This is a genomic window from Bacillus sp. NMCC46, assembly GCF_002998465.1.
GTDB lineage: Bacteria > Bacillota > Bacilli > Bacillales > Bacillaceae > Bacillus.
In genome coordinates this window covers 220455-241114 of the sequence record NZ_PVQZ01000006.1, presented here as the reverse complement: position 1 = coordinate 241114, position 20660 = coordinate 220455, and the positions used below count along the sequence as shown (strand labels likewise).

Sequence of the window (20660 nt, the reverse complement as noted above, 5' to 3'; positions counted from 1 at the left end):
CTAAAGAGTAAAAAGCAGCTTATGCTTCTTCAGCCGCTGCTTCTTTTTGGATAAATCGTTTTGTCCGTTCATTCTTCGTTTCATCAAATAACTCAGTTGGTGTGCCCTGTTCAATAATATGACCATCCGCCATGAAAATCACATGGTCTGCCACTTCTCTTGCAAACGCCATTTCATGTGTGACGATGATCATCGTTGTTTCTTGAATCGCAATGGATTTAATAACTTGAAGTACACCTGAGACAAGCTCTGGATCAAGCGCTGACGTTGGTTCATCGAGTAAAATGGCATGTGGATCAACCGCTAACGCACGGGCAATTCCAATTCGCTGCTGCTGTCCGCCAGATAACGTGACTGGATAGCTGTCAGCCTTTTGCTCTAATCCTACCTGCTTCAGCAGCTTCATCCCAATCTCATTTGCCTGCTGCTTCGTCATTTTTTTCGTCACAAGCAGTGATTCTGTGATGTTTTGCAGTGCTGTCTTGTTTTTAAATAGATTATAGTTTTGAAACACCATGGCCGTTTGTTGACGCAGATGATGGGCTTCTTTACGTGTATACTTGGACGCATCGAGCTTCGCATCGCCAATTTCAATCATGCCTTCATCTGGTATTTCTAATAAATTTAAGCAGCGCAGCAAGGTGGATTTACCGGAGCCAGAAGGTCCGATAATGGCCACAACCTGCCCTTTTTGCACGTCGAGATTGATTCCGTCTAAGACGACAAGATCGCCGAATGATTTCTTCAAATTGGTGAGCTTGATCATGTCCACACCTCCTTAATTCCGGTAAGGTTTGCTGATTTTTCGTTCAAATAGGTCTTGAAGGAAGCTATAAATGATGGTCATCACCCAATACACAATCCCTACGGCTAAATAGGTTTCAAAGTATTTATAGTTCGCGGACGCAATCATCTTTCCTTGTGCAAACATTTCTGCCACCCCAATGGTAAAGGCAAGAGATGTTTCTTTTAAAAGACCGATAAAGGTATTCCCCGTCGCTGGAATCGCATTTCTGACTGCCTGCGGGAAAATAATTCTGACGTAAGACTGCCATCTTGTCATGCCGACAGATAGACATGCCTCTAGCTGCCCTTCATCTACAGAATTGAGGGCCGCTCTGAAAATTTCTGCTAAGTATGCTGAGTTTTTAATACTTAATCCGATAATGACCGCTGTTAGGGCATCCATTGAGGTCATCGCAGGGAATAGCTGCGGAAGACCAAAATAAATGAGAAAGAGCTGAACCAAGGTTGGAACCGCTCTGAAAAAAGAAATATACAGCTTGGCAAATTGGTATAAAACAGGTATCCGGTTTTTCGTAATGAGAGCGAATACCACACCAATGATAATGGCAAATACCATGGAGACAATCGCCATGAAGATCGTTATCGGCAAGTATTGAATCAATGTCGGAAAAACCGTCACCATATACTGCCAATCAATTTTGTTCATGTCTGCTCTTCACCGCCGCTGTCGTTATTTTTTAATTGGCACTGTGACATCGTCTTTGAAATACTTCTCAGACAATTTCTTCAGTGTCCCGTCTTCTCTTAATTCTTTGATCGCTTTGTTAAATTCTTCTCTTAGCTTGTCATGCTTTTTATCTTTGGCAAATGGGTAGCCTACTTCTTCATACACAATTGGGTTGCCAACGATTTTGAGCGGCAGACCTGTTTTTTCAATTTGAGCAAGTAATACACTGCGTCCGTTGACATAAGCATCTACGCGGCCATTTGCCACTTCATTTAATACACCGTCTTGCGTTTCATATGTTTTAATATTGATTTTTTTGTCCGGGTCTTTGCTCTCTAGGTTTTTGGCGTGGTTAGAGCCAAGAACCGCCGCCACTGTTTTTCCTTTTAAATCATCAAGACCTTTGATGTCGTTGTTGTCCTTTTTCACGATGATTTGTGTTCCTGCGTAAGCGTACGTATCTGTAAAGTTAAACGTTTGTTTACGCTCATTTGTGACTGCGACTTGGTTTGACACTGTATCCAGCTTACCAGATGTCAGCTGTCCCATCAGTCCGCTGAATTCACTCAACTGCCAGTCTAGTTTGTAGCCGAGTTTTTTTGCGATGGCTTCAGTTACTTCGACATCGAAGCCAACAAGCTTGCCATTGTCTTTATAAGCAAACGGATAGCTTTGTCCTGTGGCGCCTACTTTTAACACTTTTTCTTTGCCTTCACTCTGATTGTTGCCGCCGCAAGCTGCTAAAACTGCCATCATTGCTGCAAATAGAACGACTAGCCACTTTTTGTTTTTCATGTTCGTAAACCCTTCTTTCTTCTTATAATTGTGTCATATCTGACCTTAGTTGTTTTTTAAAATAAACCGTGATGTGACCCTTGCCTAAATCCTTTTCTCCTGCTCTGACGTAGCCTTTGCGCTCATACATGTCCATGAGCCACGGATGCTTATCAGCTGTACCTAGAGATACGTATGGCACCTTCAGGGTATCCCTTAGCACTTCAGTTTCCACCCATTCCAGCAAGACAGAGCCTGTCCCTTTTTTGGCGGAAGGCTCTGAAGCAAACCACCAAATGTGAGGGACGCCGAACGGTCCTGGCTGCTCTCCCCAAGGCATACGGAGCGACAAGGTAGATAGAAGTTCTCCGTTTTCTTCCATCACATAGCAAAGATTCTTTTGTACATTTTTCTGAACGAGAGGGAAATCAGCATGTGCTGCTTGAAACTGGATGCCGAGCTCACGAATTGGCTCATAGGCTCTTGTTGTCAGTTCAAGCAGCGCCTCTATATCTGCTTCTGTTGCCAGACGAAACGTGTATCCCAACGTTAGTCACCTCACCCTTATGTCGTGTAGCGATTTTTTGGCTGTGTTAATCCTAGATTTTCTCGTAAGGTTTGTCCTGTATATTCTGTTTTGAATAGACCTCTTTCCTGAAGGATTGGGACGACGCGGTCTACGAACACATCCAGCCCTTCTGGCAAGAGCGGCGGCATGACGTTAAAGCCGTCTGCTGCTTCTTCATTGATCCATGTTTCCATCACATCTGCTAACTGCTCTGGTGTGCCAATGAAAATATTATGACCACGAGAGCCGGCAACCGATTGATAGAGCTGGCGAATGGTCAGGTTATCCTTTCTCGCCATATTCATCACAAGATCAAAGCGGCTTTTCACCGCATTTGACGTGCTTGGATCAATCTCTGGAAGCGGTCCGTCTAAAGGATACTGAGACAGATCAATCCCACCTAAGTAGTTTTGCAGAATGCTCAGCCCAATCTCAGGAACAATCAGCTCCTGTAATTCTTCATATTTTGCTTTGGCTTCTTCCTCTGTATCAGCAATGATCGGGAAGATACCCGGCATGATGCTGACGTCCTCTCTAGCACGGCCAGCAGCCACTACTTTCTCCTTCAAGCTTTGATAAAATTCCTTCGCTTTTTCGAGATCGTTTTGTGCAGTGAAAATGAGTTCAGCTGTTTTCGCTGCAAGCTTTTGACCATCCTCGGATGATCCTGCTTGAATGATCACTGGCTGCCCTTGAGGCGTGCGTGATACGTTGAGAGGACCCCGTACTGAGAAGAACTCACCTTTATGCTGGAGCTCATGAAGCTTACTAGATTCAAAGAATTCTCCCGTTTCCTTGTTTCTGACAAGGGCGTCTTCCTCCCAAGAATCCCACAGACCTTTGACGACCTCGACGAACTCTTCTGCTCGTTCGTATCGTTTATGGTGTGCTAAATGCTCTTCTCCGCTAAAATTTTTCGCTGTTTCTTCAATAGAAGATGTGACCACATTCCATGCCGCTCTTCCGCCTGATAAATGATCAAGGGAGGCAAACTGTCTTGCAATATGGAAAGGCTCACTGTATGTAGTGGATGCTGTTGCTGCTAAACCAATTGATGAAGTAGACTCAGCAATGGACGAAAGCAGGGTGAGCGGTTCAAATCTCGTCAATACATTCGGATGAGAGGTTTGGTTAATGGATAAGCTGTCAGCTAAAAAGAGTAAATCTAGCTTTCCTTCCTCTGCCTTTTTCGCTAATTGTTTGAAATAATCCAGGTTCATGGCTGCATCTGATACGGCGTTCGGATGTCTCCAAGAGGCAACATGATGTCCAGTTCCTGCGATGAATACGCCTAGCTTGAGCTTTCTTTTCGGCTGTGACACTTGTTCTTCATCCTTTCTATATCCTCCTGTATCAAACTGAAGTCCTCAGAAGATACATTTTTCTGATTGAATTAATCGGTTTTATCAATAAAAAAAGGGCAAATGTTGCGAAAAATGAAAAATAATTATTACTATATGCCCTTTTTACAGGATTGTCAACCGCCTTCTGAACCTCCAAAATTAGGGATTTCACCTGTTCATCATGGTGTGTCGATTTCAATATTTCCGATGAGCCGGTCTGTGGTATGTGTCACCAATTGGCTGCGTTCCAGCATGTTATGGGCGATCACGGAATGAGTGGAAGATATAGTGCGGACGGCAATCGCTTTTTGAGGAGATAAATTAATGATGTTATTCCGCAGCACACGGGCTGAGGCGGCTTGATCGATAAAGATCGCCGTCGGCTGTCCGAACGAACGATTTAAATAAAAGCGGTTATCTCCAATTTGCGGTGAACCATTTTTAATATACATCACCACATATAAAGATGTTTCTTCAAAGGAATTATCTTTAATTTCTAATGGACCCGTCGTGCTGCTGTATAAGGCGTAATTTTGGTAGTGCTTAAAGCGATTCTGCCAGATGAAAGCCTTTGCATTCCCAGTGATACTGATCGTATACGAAGACGCAAGCTCTGGGTGTCCTTCTTGAATAAAATGGTTGCCATTGATTCCAGCTTCCCCTTCCTGCACCCATATCCCTCTGCTGAAATCTTTGAATTGATTGTGCTGGATCAGGATATTCGTTCCTCTCACCATCACCCCATCGATCACCGAGTAGATTGTATTGTTTGAAAAGACGACGCTATCCGATTGATAGATACGCAGCGCTGCGCTTCTTTGCCCTGTATTCGTCCCCGATTCAATATGATTTCCTTCTATTAGAATACGATTCGCCATATAAACGGACACAGCCGCATCTTCAAATAGACTGATCTTATTTCCTGTAATGTGAACGCTGTCGCCCCTCACATCAATCCCTTTTTCAAATCCCTCAATCATATTGCCAATAATGATCACATTGTTTTCCGTTTGACCAAGAGAGACACCTAAGCTCGTAATTCCTGCTTTTGTAACGCCTCCTCCCACTGCACGGATCAAATTGTTGGCAATGATTGTTTCGGTGGCAAAGCCATAGGAGATACTGCTGTCTGTATGATTGCCTTCAATGATGACACCATAGCCGTTGAAATTATAAATGGAACTTGCAGCACCACCTCTTACAATGTTGTTTCGAATTTGAATATTCAGCGGTTCCTCCATATTAACTGCGTTTTCTCCGTAGCCTTCAATATCAATACCCATTCTCGGCTCGACTCCGTTTACTCCTGCTCTCTCCAGCAGACAGTCCTCCACAATGACCCCATCACAGCCTGTAATCGAGATATTGTTTCGTCTTGAATCTGTGATGTGGCAGCCAGAAATATGAATAGATGAAGCAGGCGAGTACGATTCAGCTTGTGATAATAAACCGTGGGGACTTACAATGATGCCGTCTCCCGTACAATTCTTGATTTGCACACGATTCACTTCCACATGGGAGGCCCCTTCAATACATATCCCAAAGCCCCACTCATGGGTTTTTCGTTCAGGGGGAAGCGACTTGTACACATGCTCATGACGATCCCCTTCGATTCGCCCGCCTCTGATGGTCACATGCTGAACCTTTCCTATATAAAAGGCCGCATACCCCCACGAATCATTTGGTTTTACCTTAATCACGGCATCCGGCGCCATCTCAATGTACATATGACTTGGCACCCGTATGCCTGCACCTCGGAAAGGAAAAAATCGATCACCTCTGTACACTGCATCGATTACATACGTGCCGCTCGGCAGCCAGACGTGGGAATACCCCTGTGCTTTCGTCCATTCTAAGCATTCATTGAGCCTCGCTGTACAGTCCGTTTCCCCATCCGCAATCACACCAAAATCTTGTACATTGACAACAGGTTTTTTTAGAACAGATTCATTCAATTCCCCCAACCTAAATCCCTCCTTTTCACACAAGTCCTCTTGTCATCCTATGCATGTGTAAAAGGTTTGCTTGTACAATTCTTCAAATTTTAAGTAAATTTTTCGATATAACTTTCTGACCATTCCCACTTGAAAGAATGTTTCATTTTTTTGAGTCTTTACGCCTATTGAACTAACATTTTCCTGTTTTAGAATAGTTTTATATTGACACAAGAACTATACAAGAATATCATTTTTCTCATATCTCTTTTTTTAAGAAAGGATCTATGCCATGTCTACAATTGACCACGATAAAATTGTTAAAAGTGTTCCTCAAAAAGGGTTTTTTGGACATCCTAAAGGACTTTACACACTGTTTTTCACTGAATTTTGGGAGCGTTTCTCTTATTACGGCATGCGTGCACTGCTTATTTACTATATGTACACAGAGGTGACAAAGGGCGGTCTTGGTTTTGATCAGACGACAGCCAATTCGATCATGTCTGTCTACGGTGCGCTTGTCTATATGTCAGGCATTATTGGAGGATGGCTTGCCGATCGAGTATTCGGTTCGTCCAGTACGGTCTTTTATGGCGGGGTTTTCATTATGCTTGGACATGTCATTTTAGCTTTGCCAAGCGGAGCAACAGCGCTCTTTATTAGTATGGGACTGATTATTATTGGGACGGGTCTTTTGAAGCCGAACGTTTCAAACATTGTTGGCGACCTGTATACCAAAACGGACCCTCGCAGGGATTCTGGCTTTAGTATTTTCTACATGGGCATCAACATGGGTGGTTTTATTTCCCCATTAATTGTCGGAACACTCGGTCAAAAAGTGAACTTCCACCTAGGATTCTCACTTGCTGCCGTTGGGATGCTTGTTGGACTTATTACATTTGTGATCACGAAAAAACCGAACCTTGGTCTTGCCGGCACTTATGTGACAAATCCGTTATCAGCTGCTGAACGCAAGAACTTCAAAATTTTCGGAACATTGATCATCATTGTGCTCGCTGTTTTTGTTGTCATTGGCATTCAAACAGGCGCACTCACGATTAATCTATTCACTTGGTTTGTCAGTGTGCTTGGTGTGCTCATTCCGATTGTGTATTTCATCGTCATGTATTTCAGTAAAAAGACGAGCTCAGTGGAGCAATCCAGGGTTCTCGCTTATATTCCATTGTTCCTTGCTGCGGTGATGTTCTGGGCAATTCAAGAACAAGGCTCAAACATTTTAGCCACATATGCAGATCAACGAACAAACTTGAATTTCCTAGGGATGACACTTGCCTCTTCGTGGTTCCAATCATTGAACCCAATCTTTATTGTGCTGCTGTCTCCTGTGTTTGCTTGGTTGTGGATTAGACTTGGAAAGAAACAGCCGTCTACCCCGATTAAGTTCTCACTTGGCCTTCTATTTGCAGGATTATCCTTCATCATCATGATCATTCCTGCCTACATGTCTGGTTCGAATACACTTGTGAGCCCATTATGGCTTGTTCTGAGCTTCTTCCTTGTCGTGATCGGAGAGCTCTGCTTATCACCAGTTGGGCTGTCAGCAACAACAAAGCTTGCACCTGCTGCCTTCTCAGCGCAAACGATGAGCCTTTGGTTCCTTTCAAATGCGATGGCACAGGCGATCAATGCGCAAGTGGTCAAACTGTTTGATAAAGTGCCAGAAACCGTCTATTTCGGTATCATCGGAATGCTTGCCATCGTTTTATGCGGTGTGATGCTGCTCTTAACACCAGTGATCAAGAAAGCAATGAAAGGCATTCATTAAATAAAAAAAGAAGCCTCCCGATTGGGTTGGCTTCTTTTTCATCGTTTAAAACCGAATCTCATCATCTCCATGAATTTGCAGCTTAAGCGGTTCACTTTTCGCCTGATGCTTTTTCACATAGCGGTGATAGACGACATACCCAATGATCATGAGAGGGACGCCGACATATAACCCAATGCGCTGTTCCTTATCAAAGGCAAGGCTGATTAAAACGATTGTGTTGAGTGTAATCGCAATAATTGGCAGAACCGGATAGAGAGGGGTTTTAAATTTTAAGTTTTCCAGCTTTCCGCCTGCTTTAAGATATCTTCTGCGGAAAAGCATCTGTGATAATGTAATGGTGATCCAGCCAGTCTGGGCACTCATGCCGGCAATGGACACGATCCAGGCAAATACTGTTTTCTCTGCAAAGAACCCGGATAATAGCGAAATCCCTGTAAACAGGAACGTGAGCAGTAAGGCATTCATCGGAATACCGCGCTGATTCACGCGTCTAAATGCTTTTCCTGCCATTCCTTCCTTCGATAAGGAATACAGCATTCTCGTCGATGCATACAAGCCAGAGTTGGCAACAGATAATAAAGCGATGATAATGACAAAGTTCATGATGTCTGCCGCAAAAGGAATTCCCGTTCTCTCAAATACAGTAACAAATGGACTTTGCAGCACACTCGCTTCCTTCCAAGGCACCATACCCGCTAAGACGAAGATTGATAAGACGAAAAAGACGAGTGTACGCCAAACAGTCTGATGAATCGAACGAGGAACGGTTTTCTCAGGGTTTTCACTTTCTCCTGCTGCAATCCCGATCAGCTCTGTTCCTTGGAATGAAAAGTTCACGGTGATCATCGTGACCACAACGGCGAGCAATCCATTTGGAAACAAACCATCACTCACAAAATGACTGAAGTAAGGGGCAGGTTCTCCGCTCGTTGTTTCAATAAAACCAAACATCGCCGCTCCGCCTACACCTATAAAGAGTAAAATCGCAATAATCTTAATGGTTGAAAAGAAAAACTCCGACTCCCCGAACGCTTTCGCCGATCGGGCATTTAATAAGAAAAGACACAGTCCAAATATGAGACACCAAATCCACACATCCACTTGCGGGAGCCAGCGCCTCATCAGCTGTCCTGCTGATAAGAATTCTAGGGCGACCGTTGCCGCCCAGCCAAGCCAATAAATCCAGCCGACAGCAAAACCCGCTGCAGGGCTGACAAATTTCGTCGCATACGTATGAAACGACCCCGACACAGGAAGTGCGACCGACAACTCTCCAAGACAGAGCATGGTTAAATACATAATCAATCCGCCCACAATATAAGAAAGAACGGCTCCAACTGGCCCTGCTTGTCCAATCGTATAGCCCGTTCCTAAGAAAAAGCCTGTCCCAATGACACCGCCAAGTGAAATCATAAATAAATGGCGGGAGGTCATCGCCCTTTTCAGTTGTTCGGGCTGATTTTGTCCAACATCCACAATGATGCCCTCCTTCTTCTAAGATGCTCAGTTATCAAAACATGTCTCCATGTGATTCATTCCATTTTCAAAACAACCTACTAATTATACATCTTTTATAATAAATATTCTTCCTTCTATGGTCACTGTCTCAAAGTCTTTATTTTAGTAATGTTCGCACAAATAAAAGATGAGAGGCTTTATAGACGTGAGAGGTTTGAAAGAAATGGGTTGCGGGCATAAAGTTGGTGAGATTCGCTCAAGCTAGTTTCAAATGCTTTACTTTTAGGTTGCTTCTCTGTAAGATCATATGTTGTAAATACCAACAAGAAAAGTGGGGAATAAAATGAAAAAAATGTTCTTTGCCATTATTTTAGGCGCTTGTGTTGCATTGATCACGGCATGTGGATCTGGTGCAAGCGACAACGCGAATAAACAATCTGGGTCTAAGGAATCAGGTGACCTTTGGAAATCCATTCAGGATAAAGGTGTTCTGACGATCGGAACAGAGGGTACTTATGCTCCTTTCACATTCCATGACAAAAAGACAGATAAATTAACTGGCTACGATGTAGAAGTCATCACAGAAGTAGCAAAACGACTTGACTTAAAACCTGAATTCAAAGAAACACAATGGGACAGCATGTTTGCTGGACTGAATTCAAAACGTTTTGACGTGGTAGCGAACCAAGTTGGTAAAACTGGACGTGAAAATCAATATGAGTTCTCTGACAAATACACAACGTCTCAAGCCATTGTTGTGACAAAATCAGATAACAACGACATCAAGAAACTATCTGATGTAAAAGGCAAAAAAGCAGCACAATCATTAACGAGTAACTACAATAAGCTAGCAACAGATGCTGGTGCTAAAATTGAAGGCGTTGAAGGTCTTGCACAATCCATTCAATTGATTCAGCAAGGACGTGCTGATCTGACGTTCAATGACAAGCTGGCTGTATTGAATTACTTGAAAACAAGCGGTAACAAAAACCTAAAAGTTGCATTTGAAACAGGAGATCCTCAAGAAACTTACTTTGCATTCAGAAAAGGCAGCGGCGAAGTCGTTGACAATGTGAATGGCGCATTAAAAGAAATGAAAAAAGACGGTACACTCGCAAAGATTTCTAAGAAATGGTTTGGTGAAGATGTTACAAAGTAATACCCTGGGAGTCGTCATTCCTTGGGATCTTCTTCAGCAATCTTTTTGGCCAATGGTGATGCAGGGGATTTATTATACAATTCCCCTCGCCATCATTGCCTTTATCATTGGTATTTTTATCGCGCTTGTGACAGCTCTTGCTAGAATGTCTAAAATCAAAGCCCTCAGATGGATTTTCTCCATCTATGTGTCGGCCGTTCGCGGAACGCCGCTTTTTGTGCAATTGTTTATTATTTTCTATTTCTTTCCGACATTTAATATCACACTGGATCCATATCCAAGTGCCATTATTGCTTTTTCATTAAACGTAGGTGCATATGCGTCGGAAATTATCCGTGCATCCGTCCTGTCTGTTCCAAAAGGACAATGGGAAGCTGGTTATTCGATCGGGATGACGCATCGTAAAACACTCGTCCGCGTCATTTTACCGCAGGCTGTGCGTGTATCGATTCCGCCGCTATCTAATTCATTCATTAGTTTGGTGAAGGATACATCTCTTGCCTCCCAAATCCTCGTGGCAGAGCTTTTCCGTAAGTCTCAGGAAATTGCTGCAGCGAACTTGGATCAGATATTGTTCATTTATATGGAAGCAGCCCTGATCTATTGGGTATTCTGCTTCATTCTATCGCTCGTTCAGCATCAAATTGAAAAACGACTTGATCGATATGTCGCAAGGTAAGGAGGGAACGACATGCTAACAGTCAAAGGTCTAAAGAAATCCTTTGGTGAAAATGAGATTTTAAAGTCAATAGATTTTACAATCAACAAAGGGCAGGTTGTGGCCATTCTCGGTCCATCAGGTTCAGGAAAAACAACGATGCTTCGCTGTTTAAATGCACTTGAAACACCAAATGGCGGCTCCTTTACCTTCGATGATTTCTCGATAGATTTTTCGAAAAAAAATAAATCAGCTGACCTGCTGAAGCTTCGCAGGAAATCAGGAATGGTGTTTCAGGATTATCACCTGTTCCCACACCGCACAGTGCTTGAAAATGTGATGGAAGGTCCTGTTCAAGTACAGCGCCGTCCGAAGGAAACGGTTCGAAAAGAAGCCATCCAGCTCTTGCAAAAGGTCGGTCTTGAAGATAAAAAAGATCTGTATCCATTCCAGCTGTCAGGCGGTCAAAAGCAGCGTGTCGGGATTGCCCGTGCACTTGCCATTCAGCCAGAGCTCATGCTTTTTGATGAACCAACCTCTGCACTTGACCCTGAGCTTGTCGGGGAAGTCTTAAAGGTCATGAAGGATCTAGCGAAAGAAGGCTGGACCATGGTAGTGGTCACACATGAAATCAAGTTTGCCCAAGAAGTGGCAGACGAAGTGATTTTTATTGATGGCGGCGTCATCGTCGAACAAGGCCCTCCGGAAGAAATCTTCAAACGACCGAAGGAAGAACGAACAAAACAATTCTTAAACCGGATTTTGAATCCAGTATGATGAAAAAAGGCTGTTCTCACGTGATGAGAGCAGCCTTTTTTCATATTTTTAAAAGTAAGCGATTACAATTGAGCAAAGCCATTTAAAGGGGCGTGGGAGTATGTTACGATTGAATTCGAGTGTTTAAGAAAGAAGGGAATGCTTTTGAAGCGGGAACATCTTTTACGTTGGTTTTTTTATTTTGTTGGATTGATCGTACTAGCTTTTGGATTATCGCTGACAGTGAAAGGAAAGATTCTTGGGATTGGTCCTTGGGACGCTTTCCACTACGGACTGTTTCAGCACTTTGGACTCACGATTGGACAGTGGTCCATCATTATTGGTGCACTGATTGTGACACTGACTTCTGTTTTTACGAAATCATTTCCAAAGATCGGCGCATTACTGAACATGGTGCTGATTGGCGTGTTTATAGATTTCTTTAATGCGGTATTGCCTGCACCACATGGGTATTTACCCGCTTTATATGTGTTTATTACAGGCGTTGTGGTATCAGGGTATGGTGTTGGCATTTATGTCTCAGCCAATCTTGGCGCCGGGCCAAGAGATTCATTAATGCTGCTCATCTCAGCGAAAACAGGATTGAACGTGCAGTGGGTTCGAAATGGCATTGAGTTAACAGTGCTTTTATTTGCATGGATGCTCGGCGGACCGATTGGCATTGGCACGATTCTGACTGCTATTTTTACAGGTATCGTCCTTCGTTTCTCCTTGCCGCAGTCTACACGGCTCCTGCAGCTGCTTATTACTAAAACAGCAGAGAAACCTGTTCAAACGCTTATCAGATAAGAACAAGCCATTCTACAAAAAGAATGGCTTTTCTTGTGCTGAAATAAATAAACAGATTTTTCTTATATTCATAAGATGAAATAAGCCTACATCTGTCATTTTAGGCTTTCAGTGAAAAGGAGGCCTGTTTCCCTTTTTCCCAGCGCTCTCCAATGTTACAATCAATGTAAAAAATTGAGGTTCGTTATGAAGATATTTGCTATCCAATTACTACACTTAGATGAAATAGGTGCACGACAACAAATCGATTGCCTGAAACCTTTTGTATCACCTGCAAAGCGTGCTGCGGCTGAGCGCTTTCGTTTTTTGGTCGATGCAAGAAGGACCCTGTTAGGTGAGGTGCTGGTTCGTCAAATGATCCATGATATGTACGATCTGCCTATTGATCAAATCGTTTTTGCAACAGAGGGCAACGGCAAGCCTTTCGTCCGGCACATTCCTTCTTTTCACTTTAATCTTTCTCACTCTGGTGATTGGGTCGTATGCGCAATAGATGATGCACCTGTAGGTATTGATATTGAGGAGATCAAACCGATTGACCTAGCGATTGCTAAACGATTTTTTTCAGCAGATGAGTATGAGGATTTACTTTCACAACCGGCAGAACGGCAGGAAGCCTACTTCTTTCATTTATGGTCAATGAAGGAGGCCTTTATCAAGCTGACTGGAAAGGGATTATCTTATGGTCTTTCGTCCTTTACAGCCCGTCTGTCAGAGGATGGACTGGCGACGTTGATATTACCTGATCATGAAGCGCCCTGCTTTGTTCAAACATACTCACTCGATCCTGCCTACCAAATGGCGGTGTGCACACGAAAGCCTGCTGCGGCTGAAAGTGTTGAGATACTCTCTTGCAGAGATGTGCTGTCCCGCCTTTAATATCGCCCAATTTGCTGAAATGCTGTCTTTAGCAAATCGACTCCACGTGTGATTTGCTCTTCTTTCACATGCCAGATGTTCAGCTGAAGAATGGGGTCTTTTTGATGGGTTGACAGGTAATGGCGGTCGATTGACTGAATGGAAACAGATTCCTTTTTTAGGTGCTGAATGAGCTGATTCATCGGAATCGACCGATCGACACGTACATGTGTATGAGTAGCTGGCCCCTCTTCTCCCAGTTGATAAGCGATTTGATCATTTTTCAGACAAGTCACCAGCTGTTTGGATCGGTTGCGATAGGTTGTCTGCATTCTTTCTCGATGCCGTTCAAACATCCCACTTTTTAAATATATTTCTAAGGCTGCCTGTGACAGCATGGAGCTGTCGATGTCAATGAGCCGTTTGTGTTCACTAAAAGGTCCAATCAGTTCCTCAGGTAAAACGACTGCTCCTGTTCGAAGTCCCGGAAAGATAATTTTGGAGAAGCTCTTTAAATAAATGACCTTACCCGCCTGATCGTATGAATAGATCGGGTCTCTTTTTGCATCGAATTCTAAATCGGCTATATAATCATCTTCAACGATATAGACATCATATTTCTCGGCAAGAGCTGCAATCGCTTTTTTCTCCTGTTTTGACAAGCTCGTTCCAAGCGGGTTTTGAAACCTTGGCATCGTATAGAAAAAACGAATCTCCTCTTCTCGAAAGATACGCTCCAATTCCTGAAGATCAATTCCCTTTTCCGTCCGCTGAATCCCCCGCACGGGCAGTTGATTTTTCTCTAAATATTGGAGGTATAGGTGATAGCCAGGCTGTTCGACTAGTATGGTCTGTTTTCCATTCGGAAAAGGAATGGTGCTTAAAATGGATAACGCCAGCTGAATACCAGAGGTCATGACGATCTGTTCTGGATTTGCAAATACTTGATAATCCATTAATCGCTTAGAAATGACTGGAAGCAGCGATGGTAATCCGTTGGCTGTGCCGTAAATAAACAAGTCATTTTGATACAAATCAATGGCTTGGTTGATGCAGTGCTGGAAATCGACATATGGAAACACGACGGGATCAGGTGCAGATGAAGCAAAATCAATCCATGTGCTGTCCTGTTTGCCCGCCGACTGCTTCGTTTTCACAACATAATAGCCGCTTCTTTCTACAGAATACAGCAGATGTTCACGTTCTAATGTAGCCAGCGCTTTGATGACAGTGCTTTTACTCACTGCATATTGAGTTGCTAAATGGCGAATGGAAGGGATCTTCATGCCAGCACTGTATTCACCAGACGCCATTTTCTCTTTTAAGCTGAGAATAAGCTGATCATATTTCCTCACACCGCTTCCTCCTTGTACCGGTACAGATATCATGTTCTCTTATTGTACACCTTAGATGATCCGATTACGATAGAAGAACAGAACCGGTCAATTCATCTGAAGCATGCATGCTCGTGTAAGGAGTCAACTTGTGAACATTTCAAAACAGAAAGCGTATGCTGCCGCGATAGGCTACGCCACGATTATTGGTTTTTCATTTTTGTTTGTCAAAATTGCATTAGAATCAGCAAATCCGATCGATTTATTGGCACACCGCTTTACGATTTCTTTTGCAGCCGCACTATTGCTGTATCCATTTTTACGAAAGAAGAACCGTCTCTCTATTCAATGGCGTGATCTTCTCTACATCGTACCGTTTTCCTTGCTTTACCCTGTGTTGTTTTTTGCTTTTCAAGTATGGGGGCTGATGTATACCTCTTCGTCAGAGGCTGGTATTATCCAGGCAACGATTCCCATTCTGACGATGGTGCTGGCCGCGTGGTTTTTAAAGGAACGCGCGACATGGATACAAGTGCTGTTTACCATTCTTTCTGTGTGCGGGGTGATGCTTCTCTTTGTTATGAAAGGAATTGATGTAAAGCATTCACACATGATCGGCTATGTACTGATATTGCTTTCAGCCTTATCCTCCAGTGCATATAGTGTATTTGCCCGGGTGATTACACGGCGCTTCCATGTGATTGAACTCACCTTCGTGATGACATTCTTTGGGTTTGTCTTCTTCAATGCCGCTGCGCTCATTCGGCATTCGGTCAACGGGACAATGCCGCAATTTTTCAGCCCATTTACACAAGCATCCTTTGTATGGTCAATGCTCTTTTTAGGCATTCTTTCTTCACTTCTCACGGCATATTTATCCAACTATGCCCTCTCTCAGCTTGAAGCGGCAAAGGTCAGCATCTTTAACAATTTATCTGCGTTTATTACGGTCGCCGCTGGGGTTCTCATTTTACATGAAACAATCGATTGGTATCATCTCATCGGAGGTGTGCTGGTTATTGGCGGAGTGATTGGCGGGAATGTAGTGAAGAAGCGGAATTCATAAGAAAAAGCGGTCTCTCAAACGAGGACCGCTTTTTTTTAATGTCTGATGAAGTGTTGATTGCTTGTCAGGTCAATGCACCTTCCTCTATTTATCCAAGCGAGAAATATTGTAACAAAATAGTTAGAATTACATAATGGTTCTATTTACTTCGCACTTCATAGATAGTTACTGAAGTATTATCATTATCAAATTAATAAAATACAAGTTTATGAGGTGTTATTTTCTGAATAAATTCGCCATCAGTCCTGTTATTTCATCAAAATAAATCTAAATTTTCCATTATAATGGAAAATACAGTATAAAAAACCTATTTATCTAAAATCCTTTTTATGTATAATATGGGTATATAATCAAGGGTGGGAGGTGTTAAATATGGAAATGGGTTTAAAAAATAGATTGTTCGCAATCCTAGGCTTGAGTCTTATTTTCACTTTAACTTTAACAACTATGATTTTATTGACTCTTGAACCAGTCACACCTTTTGCAAATCTAGCAGCAAACTATCCTCAAATACCTACTTGGGCATTAACTTCTATTAGTGCAATTCTAAATGCTGCTGGTACAGTTGGTGCTATTGCTGCTGTCTTAGGTACTTTTGGACTTGGTGCTATTGCCTCTCTAGTAATTAGTTATGCTAGAAAATATGGGGTTAAATACGCTATTGCTTTCTAAAAAATGAATTTTTATAGAGAAGGTGTAAACGCCTTCTCTTTACACCTTTAAAATGGAAGTGTTGTAAATGCATAAATATTTAATATACACAAAAATCTTGTTAATCAATGATTTAAGAAGACATCAACGTAATAATGCTCTCATTTTTGTATTTTTTTCTTTCTTATACATAATTACTCCCCTATTACTAGGTGTATTAACTACTTACTTAGTTAAAAATTTATCAATAATCTATTTATCGTTGTTTATATTAATGTTCACAGTAAATATTGATAAGAGTTTAATGAGGATACTTTTCTCTTCAGATAAAAAACAGATGGCTATTTTAAAACTCCAGCTAGATCAATATATTTTCGGTAAAGATATGAGTAAGTTTTTTAGTATTATGGTTGGATTATTATTCTTCATTCTAGGTTCTTACTTAACAAATTTAAGTATACATGGGTTTCAAGGATCTTTAACACTAGCAGCTCTGGCCATCACTTCTTTCATCTTAGGTTACCTACTTAGATTGCATGTATTGTTACTACTTTCAAACACCAAATTTTTCGCAATTTCATCAACTATTGGATATATAACTACAGGTCTCATTGCACTTTGGGTATTCACTGTATTCAAATTCAATTTATTAAAAAGTTCTTTATCTAGTTATTCAATATATATTATTTTAGCCTTCACATTCATTAGTATACTTTTAGTGATTTATTGGAGAAGAAACGTTCGTAATGTGCCAATTTTCCATTTCCAGAAAAAAGCGAAAGAACAAAAAGGGACATCTAGAAAATTTAATCATATATTGTTTTATGAAATTACACTCCTCATGAGAAATCCCCCTATTCAATGGTCAGTATTATTATTTATATTAACAATATCCGGGGGACTGTTTGGTTTAATTCTTTATGGTGTTAATACGAACCAACTTGAAACATTAAATATAGAAAATGATTTTTTATTTATTTTTAGTGTTATTTTTCCTATGATTTTTATATCAAATGCAATACAACCGTATGTTTCTTTTGATATTGACGGTCCCATTCTCCCTTTAAAACGAAAATTACCTAACTTAGTTAAAAATAAAATCAAAAATAAGGTTATTTTATCTATCATACTACATTTGTTGTTTTGTATTTTATACACCATTTTTTCAAGTTTCACAATAAAACTAGATGAGCCTGTATACGTGATAATCACTTTAGTAAACACCTGTATACTTGTAGCTATTTGCACTGTAGGTTCTACTGTCGTATTTCCATATTTCAAGTGGGAATTTGTTTATCAAGTTCCTAGTTCCCTTAGTAAATTGACTTTAAATATTTGTTATGGTTTCATTTTAGCTTTATCAGTAATTTCATCCTATAGCACAGTATATTTTATTGTAACAAATATCGTTATGGTCACTAGTTCACTTATTATTATATTTTTAATAATTAGATTTTGGGATAGAACAATAAATAAAAACTACAAATCATTTAAAACATTATTTGAGTGAGGGATTGTATGTTATCACTTCATAATCTAACTAAAGAATATAAAGATTCTAACTTTAAAGTTATGATTTCTGAGATGCATTTCAAAGAAGGTTCAATAATTGGCTTATTAGGTAAAAACGGTGCTGGAAAAACTACTATTCTAGAAATGATAGCTGGATTAATACAACCTGATGAAGGCCAAATATTGATAAATCATAGCAAGCAAAATTTCTCATCTATAGGATATATGGAAGACGATCCAACTCTATTTGAAAACTTAACTTGTTTTGAATTGGTAAAATATCAATCTATGCTTGTAGAACAACCTTTAGAAAATGACCAGATCAATGAGATGTTGCGTAACTATGGATTAGAAGAGCAAACACATCGGCGTTCCTCTTCTCTTTCAAGAGGAATGAGACAAAGAATGTCCTTTATTCTAACAATATTACATAATCCAAACATTATTTTATTAGATGAGCCATTTACAGGTTTGGATCCTACAAACATGGCTGACATGAAGAAACATTTAAGAAATTTCAAAGAAGCCAACAAAATCATTTTGCTCTCCACTCATATCATTCAATTTGCAGCAGACTTATGCGATGAAATCCTTTTTATTGATAATGGTACTATTATTCACTCAGAAAAAAAATCTTCAGGAGTGACTTTTCATGAAGATCAACTCGAAAAGAAATTTTTTGAAAAATTATCTTAAAAATTTTTTAGTTTTTATTATATTTTTTTTAGGAGGTTTTAGTTTAAGTGTTTTTGCTTCAACATTTATAGATAGTATTGATTTTAAAAACAACATAAATATTGACAGCTATCAAGAAATTTTCTTTAATAACCTTTTTGTGTCACTTCTTATATTAGTTTCTGGAATAGTTAGTTTAGGCTTGTTATCTAGTATTATTATTTTTTTAAATGGGTTTTTCCTAGGTGCATTTTTCATATCGTATACGTATATATACGGAATTGACATAGCACTATACTATATTATTTTCCACTCTCCGGTGGAAATTGTCGGGTTGTTTCTTTTTTATTTTGTCTCATTTGATATATCAAGGCAAATTATGCGGTATATACTATCTAAAGACAAAATCTCTTTTAAAACAAAAGGGAAAATCTATTTCAGTCAGCTCATAACCGGGGTTTTCTTTTTATTTATTGCTTCTATTATTGAATTTTATTTCATAAAAATTTGATATTGTTAAAGGGTGTTATTATGAAAAAACACATTTTATTAGTATGTATGCTCTCTGGTATTATAGCTTTTATCCTTTCTATATTAAAAATGGATGAAATAAATAAAAATCTACTTGAGCTGCAACTTGAAGGAAATCAAGATATAATTGAATTTAGTAAGTGGATAGGTATTTCTCTTGCTGTTATTGGAGAAGTATTCAAGCCTATAGTAGAAGTTTTATTTTTTTCATTAATCATTTTTCTAAGCTTTATAATTTTTGGAATAAAAGATTCCTATAAAAGTATATTTAAAAGAGGGGTATTATCTTACTATTTCATCTTAATAGGTAACTTGATTGTCATTATTTTATACCTCTTTAATGTACCTAATGCTGAACACACGATCACAATTCCATTTTTGTGGAATATTAATATTTTTGTTATAGTCTCATTTAGTGTATGGTGCTATTCCTACGTGAAAAATCAAGAAAATAGAAGTTATAAATTTTACATCCCATTCGTATTATTATTCTTATTTTCTTTGGCCATATCAGCGTTTTCAAGTATTCTTCCTCAGTAAAAAACGACCCAATATGGGCCGTTTTTTCTTATTTCTTTATCAATTGTTGTTTGGCTGCAAGGTCAATCACATGTCTCATCTGTTCTGCGAAGTGCTCGAGGTGTGTGTTGATGTACATGTGGCCTCCATCGAAATTGGTGCGTTTGATGGTCTTTGCCCATGGCAGCCAGCCGTTTGCATCTTGCATGCATTTTTCATCTTGTGTTCCATTGAATAAATAAACGGGTGTTTCGATGACGGATTGATCTTTGTGCTGGAAGGTTTCCAGTGCCTGGTAGTCTGCACGTAAGGACGGCGTAAAGTAATCCATCATTGGTTTGTTCTCTAATAATTCCTTTGGAATCCCGCCCATTTCGGCAATATGCTGAACAAATGCTTCATTGGATAAATGGGTCAGGATCTGCCGTTTTGTTTGCGGCGGCTGAATGGCCGAGATCACAACTGCTGCAGGATAGACCCCTTCCTTTTCTAGCAGCTGCGTCAGTCTATACACGACAAGTCCTCCCATGGAATGTCCGAACAGGATAAATGGGCGGTTCAGGTTGCCTGTAAGCCCTTCTTTGTACAGCTCAGCCAATTGGTCAATGCTCGTTTCGAGCGGCATGAGATTGGTTCCATGCCCTGGGGGCTCTGCTGCTGTTACTTCGGCAGAGCCTTTTAGCTGTTCAAAGAGCGGGCGGTACGAGGCGGAATAACCGCCTGCAAAAGGAAAACAAATAAGCTGAATAAGGCCTGATTTTTTTTCAAAGGTTTTAAATAACTGATTCATA

The 20660-nt window shown here is 40.6% G+C and carries 21 protein-coding genes; 12 read left to right on the top strand and 9 right to left on the bottom strand.

What is annotated here, in order from left to right:
* Nucleotides 1-19: 19 nt before the first annotated feature.
* The 6 genes from C6Y01_RS16510 to C6Y01_RS16485 form a co-directional block, all read right to left on the bottom strand.
* Nucleotides 20-766, bottom strand: coding sequence for an amino acid ABC transporter ATP-binding protein (locus tag C6Y01_RS16510; RefSeq protein ID WP_060595533.1), 747 nt, complete (start codon nt 764-766; stop codon nt 20-22).
* 12 nt (nt 767-778) lie between these two features.
* Entirely contained in the window at nt 779-1453 is a 675-nt protein-coding gene (locus tag C6Y01_RS16505) for an amino acid ABC transporter permease (RefSeq protein ID WP_060595532.1), read from the bottom strand.
* A gap of 24 nt (nt 1454-1477) precedes the next feature.
* The gene (locus C6Y01_RS16500) at nt 1478-2269 is read right to left on the bottom strand and encodes an amino acid ABC transporter substrate-binding protein (RefSeq protein ID WP_034664099.1); all 792 of its coding nucleotides are present in this window, start codon (nt 2267-2269) and stop codon (nt 1478-1480) included.
* 22 nt (nt 2270-2291) lie between these two features.
* Entirely contained in the window at nt 2292-2795 is a 504-nt protein-coding gene (locus tag C6Y01_RS16495) for a GNAT family N-acetyltransferase (RefSeq protein WP_106038517.1), read from the bottom strand.
* 17 nt (nt 2796-2812) lie between these two features.
* On the bottom strand, nt 2813-4138 hold the full coding sequence (locus C6Y01_RS16490) for an LLM class flavin-dependent oxidoreductase (RefSeq protein ID WP_034664103.1): 1326 nt from the start codon (nt 4136-4138) through the stop codon (nt 2813-2815).
* Nucleotides 4139-4338: 200 nt separating this feature from the next.
* Nucleotides 4339-6123: a right-handed parallel beta-helix repeat-containing protein gene (locus tag C6Y01_RS16485; RefSeq protein WP_106038516.1), complete on the bottom strand. Its 1785-nt coding sequence runs from the start codon at nt 6121-6123 to the stop codon at nt 4339-4341.
* 262 nt (nt 6124-6385) lie between these two features.
* Here C6Y01_RS16485 and C6Y01_RS16480 point away from each other — a divergent pair, with 262 nt between their 5' ends.
* A complete protein-coding gene (locus tag C6Y01_RS16480) occupies nt 6386-7879 on the top strand; it encodes a peptide MFS transporter (protein ID WP_106038515.1) in 1494 nt (497 codons plus the stop codon).
* Between the two features lie 45 nt (nt 7880-7924).
* On the opposite strand, the gene C6Y01_RS16475 is transcribed toward C6Y01_RS16480, so the two are convergent.
* Complete coding sequence (locus C6Y01_RS16475; RefSeq protein WP_034664109.1) at nt 7925-9358, bottom strand: amino acid permease; 1434 nt, start codon at nt 9356-9358, stop codon at nt 7925-7927.
* Between the two features lie 325 nt (nt 9359-9683).
* Between C6Y01_RS16475 and tcyA the strand changes: the two genes are divergently transcribed.
* The 5 genes from tcyA (at nt 9684) to C6Y01_RS16450 (ending at nt 13602) form a co-directional block, all read left to right on the top strand.
* A complete protein-coding gene (tcyA, locus tag C6Y01_RS16470; RefSeq protein ID WP_106038514.1) occupies nt 9684-10499 on the top strand; it encodes a cystine ABC transporter substrate-binding lipoprotein TcyA in 816 nt (271 codons plus the stop codon).
* Nucleotides 10486-11178, top strand: a complete 693-nt coding sequence (locus tag C6Y01_RS16465) for an amino acid ABC transporter permease (RefSeq protein WP_034325166.1) — start codon at nt 10486-10488, stop codon at nt 11176-11178. Before tcyA ends, C6Y01_RS16465 begins: the two co-directional genes overlap by 14 nt.
* 12 nt (nt 11179-11190) lie before the next feature.
* Nucleotides 11191-11934 carry an amino acid ABC transporter ATP-binding protein gene (locus C6Y01_RS16460; RefSeq protein ID WP_106038513.1) on the top strand — a complete coding sequence of 248 codons (744 nt, stop codon included), beginning with the start codon at nt 11191-11193 and terminating at the stop codon, nt 11932-11934.
* Between the two features lie 144 nt (nt 11935-12078).
* Nucleotides 12079-12723: a YczE/YyaS/YitT family protein gene (locus C6Y01_RS16455; protein ID WP_034664112.1), complete on the top strand. Its 645-nt coding sequence runs from the start codon at nt 12079-12081 to the stop codon at nt 12721-12723.
* Between the two features lie 186 nt (nt 12724-12909).
* A complete protein-coding gene (locus C6Y01_RS16450) occupies nt 12910-13602 on the top strand; it encodes a 4'-phosphopantetheinyl transferase family protein (protein ID WP_034664114.1) in 693 nt (230 codons plus the stop codon).
* On the opposite strand, the gene C6Y01_RS16445 is transcribed toward C6Y01_RS16450, so the two are convergent.
* Nucleotides 13599-14936: an aminotransferase-like domain-containing protein gene (locus tag C6Y01_RS16445; RefSeq protein WP_106038512.1), complete on the bottom strand. Its 1338-nt coding sequence runs from the start codon at nt 14934-14936 to the stop codon at nt 13599-13601. The two genes, C6Y01_RS16450 and C6Y01_RS16445, sit on opposite strands and share 4 nt — an antisense overlap.
* A gap of 130 nt (nt 14937-15066) precedes the next feature.
* Between C6Y01_RS16445 and C6Y01_RS16440 the strand changes: the two genes are divergently transcribed.
* From C6Y01_RS16440 to C6Y01_RS16415, 6 genes are all read left to right on the top strand, one after another.
* Nucleotides 15067-15981 carry a DMT family transporter gene (locus tag C6Y01_RS16440; RefSeq protein WP_034664118.1) on the top strand — a complete coding sequence of 305 codons (915 nt, stop codon included), beginning with the start codon at nt 15067-15069 and terminating at the stop codon, nt 15979-15981.
* A 372-nt stretch (nt 15982-16353) separates the two neighbouring features.
* Complete coding sequence (locus C6Y01_RS16435; protein WP_034664121.1) at nt 16354-16653, top strand: hypothetical protein; 300 nt, start codon at nt 16354-16356, stop codon at nt 16651-16653.
* Nucleotides 16654-16720: 67 nt separating this feature from the next.
* Nucleotides 16721-18142: a hypothetical protein gene (locus tag C6Y01_RS16430; RefSeq protein WP_034664123.1), complete on the top strand. Its 1422-nt coding sequence runs from the start codon at nt 16721-16723 to the stop codon at nt 18140-18142.
* Nucleotides 18143-18150: 8 nt separating this feature from the next.
* Nucleotides 18151-18840, top strand: a complete 690-nt coding sequence (locus tag C6Y01_RS16425; RefSeq protein ID WP_034664125.1) for an ABC transporter ATP-binding protein — start codon at nt 18151-18153, stop codon at nt 18838-18840.
* Nucleotides 18797-19330, top strand: coding sequence for a stage II sporulation protein M (locus C6Y01_RS16420; RefSeq protein ID WP_034664127.1), 534 nt, complete (start codon nt 18797-18799; stop codon nt 19328-19330). The genes C6Y01_RS16425 and C6Y01_RS16420 overlap by 44 nt, the downstream gene beginning before the upstream one ends.
* A 20-nt stretch (nt 19331-19350) precedes the next feature.
* Nucleotides 19351-19890 (top strand): hypothetical protein, encoded by a 540-nt coding sequence (locus tag C6Y01_RS16415; RefSeq protein WP_034664129.1) that lies wholly within the window; start codon nt 19351-19353, stop codon nt 19888-19890.
* 28 nt (nt 19891-19918) lie between these two features.
* On the opposite strand, the gene C6Y01_RS16410 is transcribed toward C6Y01_RS16415, so the two are convergent.
* A complete protein-coding gene (locus C6Y01_RS16410) occupies nt 19919-20659 on the bottom strand; it encodes a thioesterase II family protein (RefSeq protein WP_106038511.1) in 741 nt (246 codons plus the stop codon).
* Between the last annotated feature and the right edge of the window lies 1 nt (nt 20660).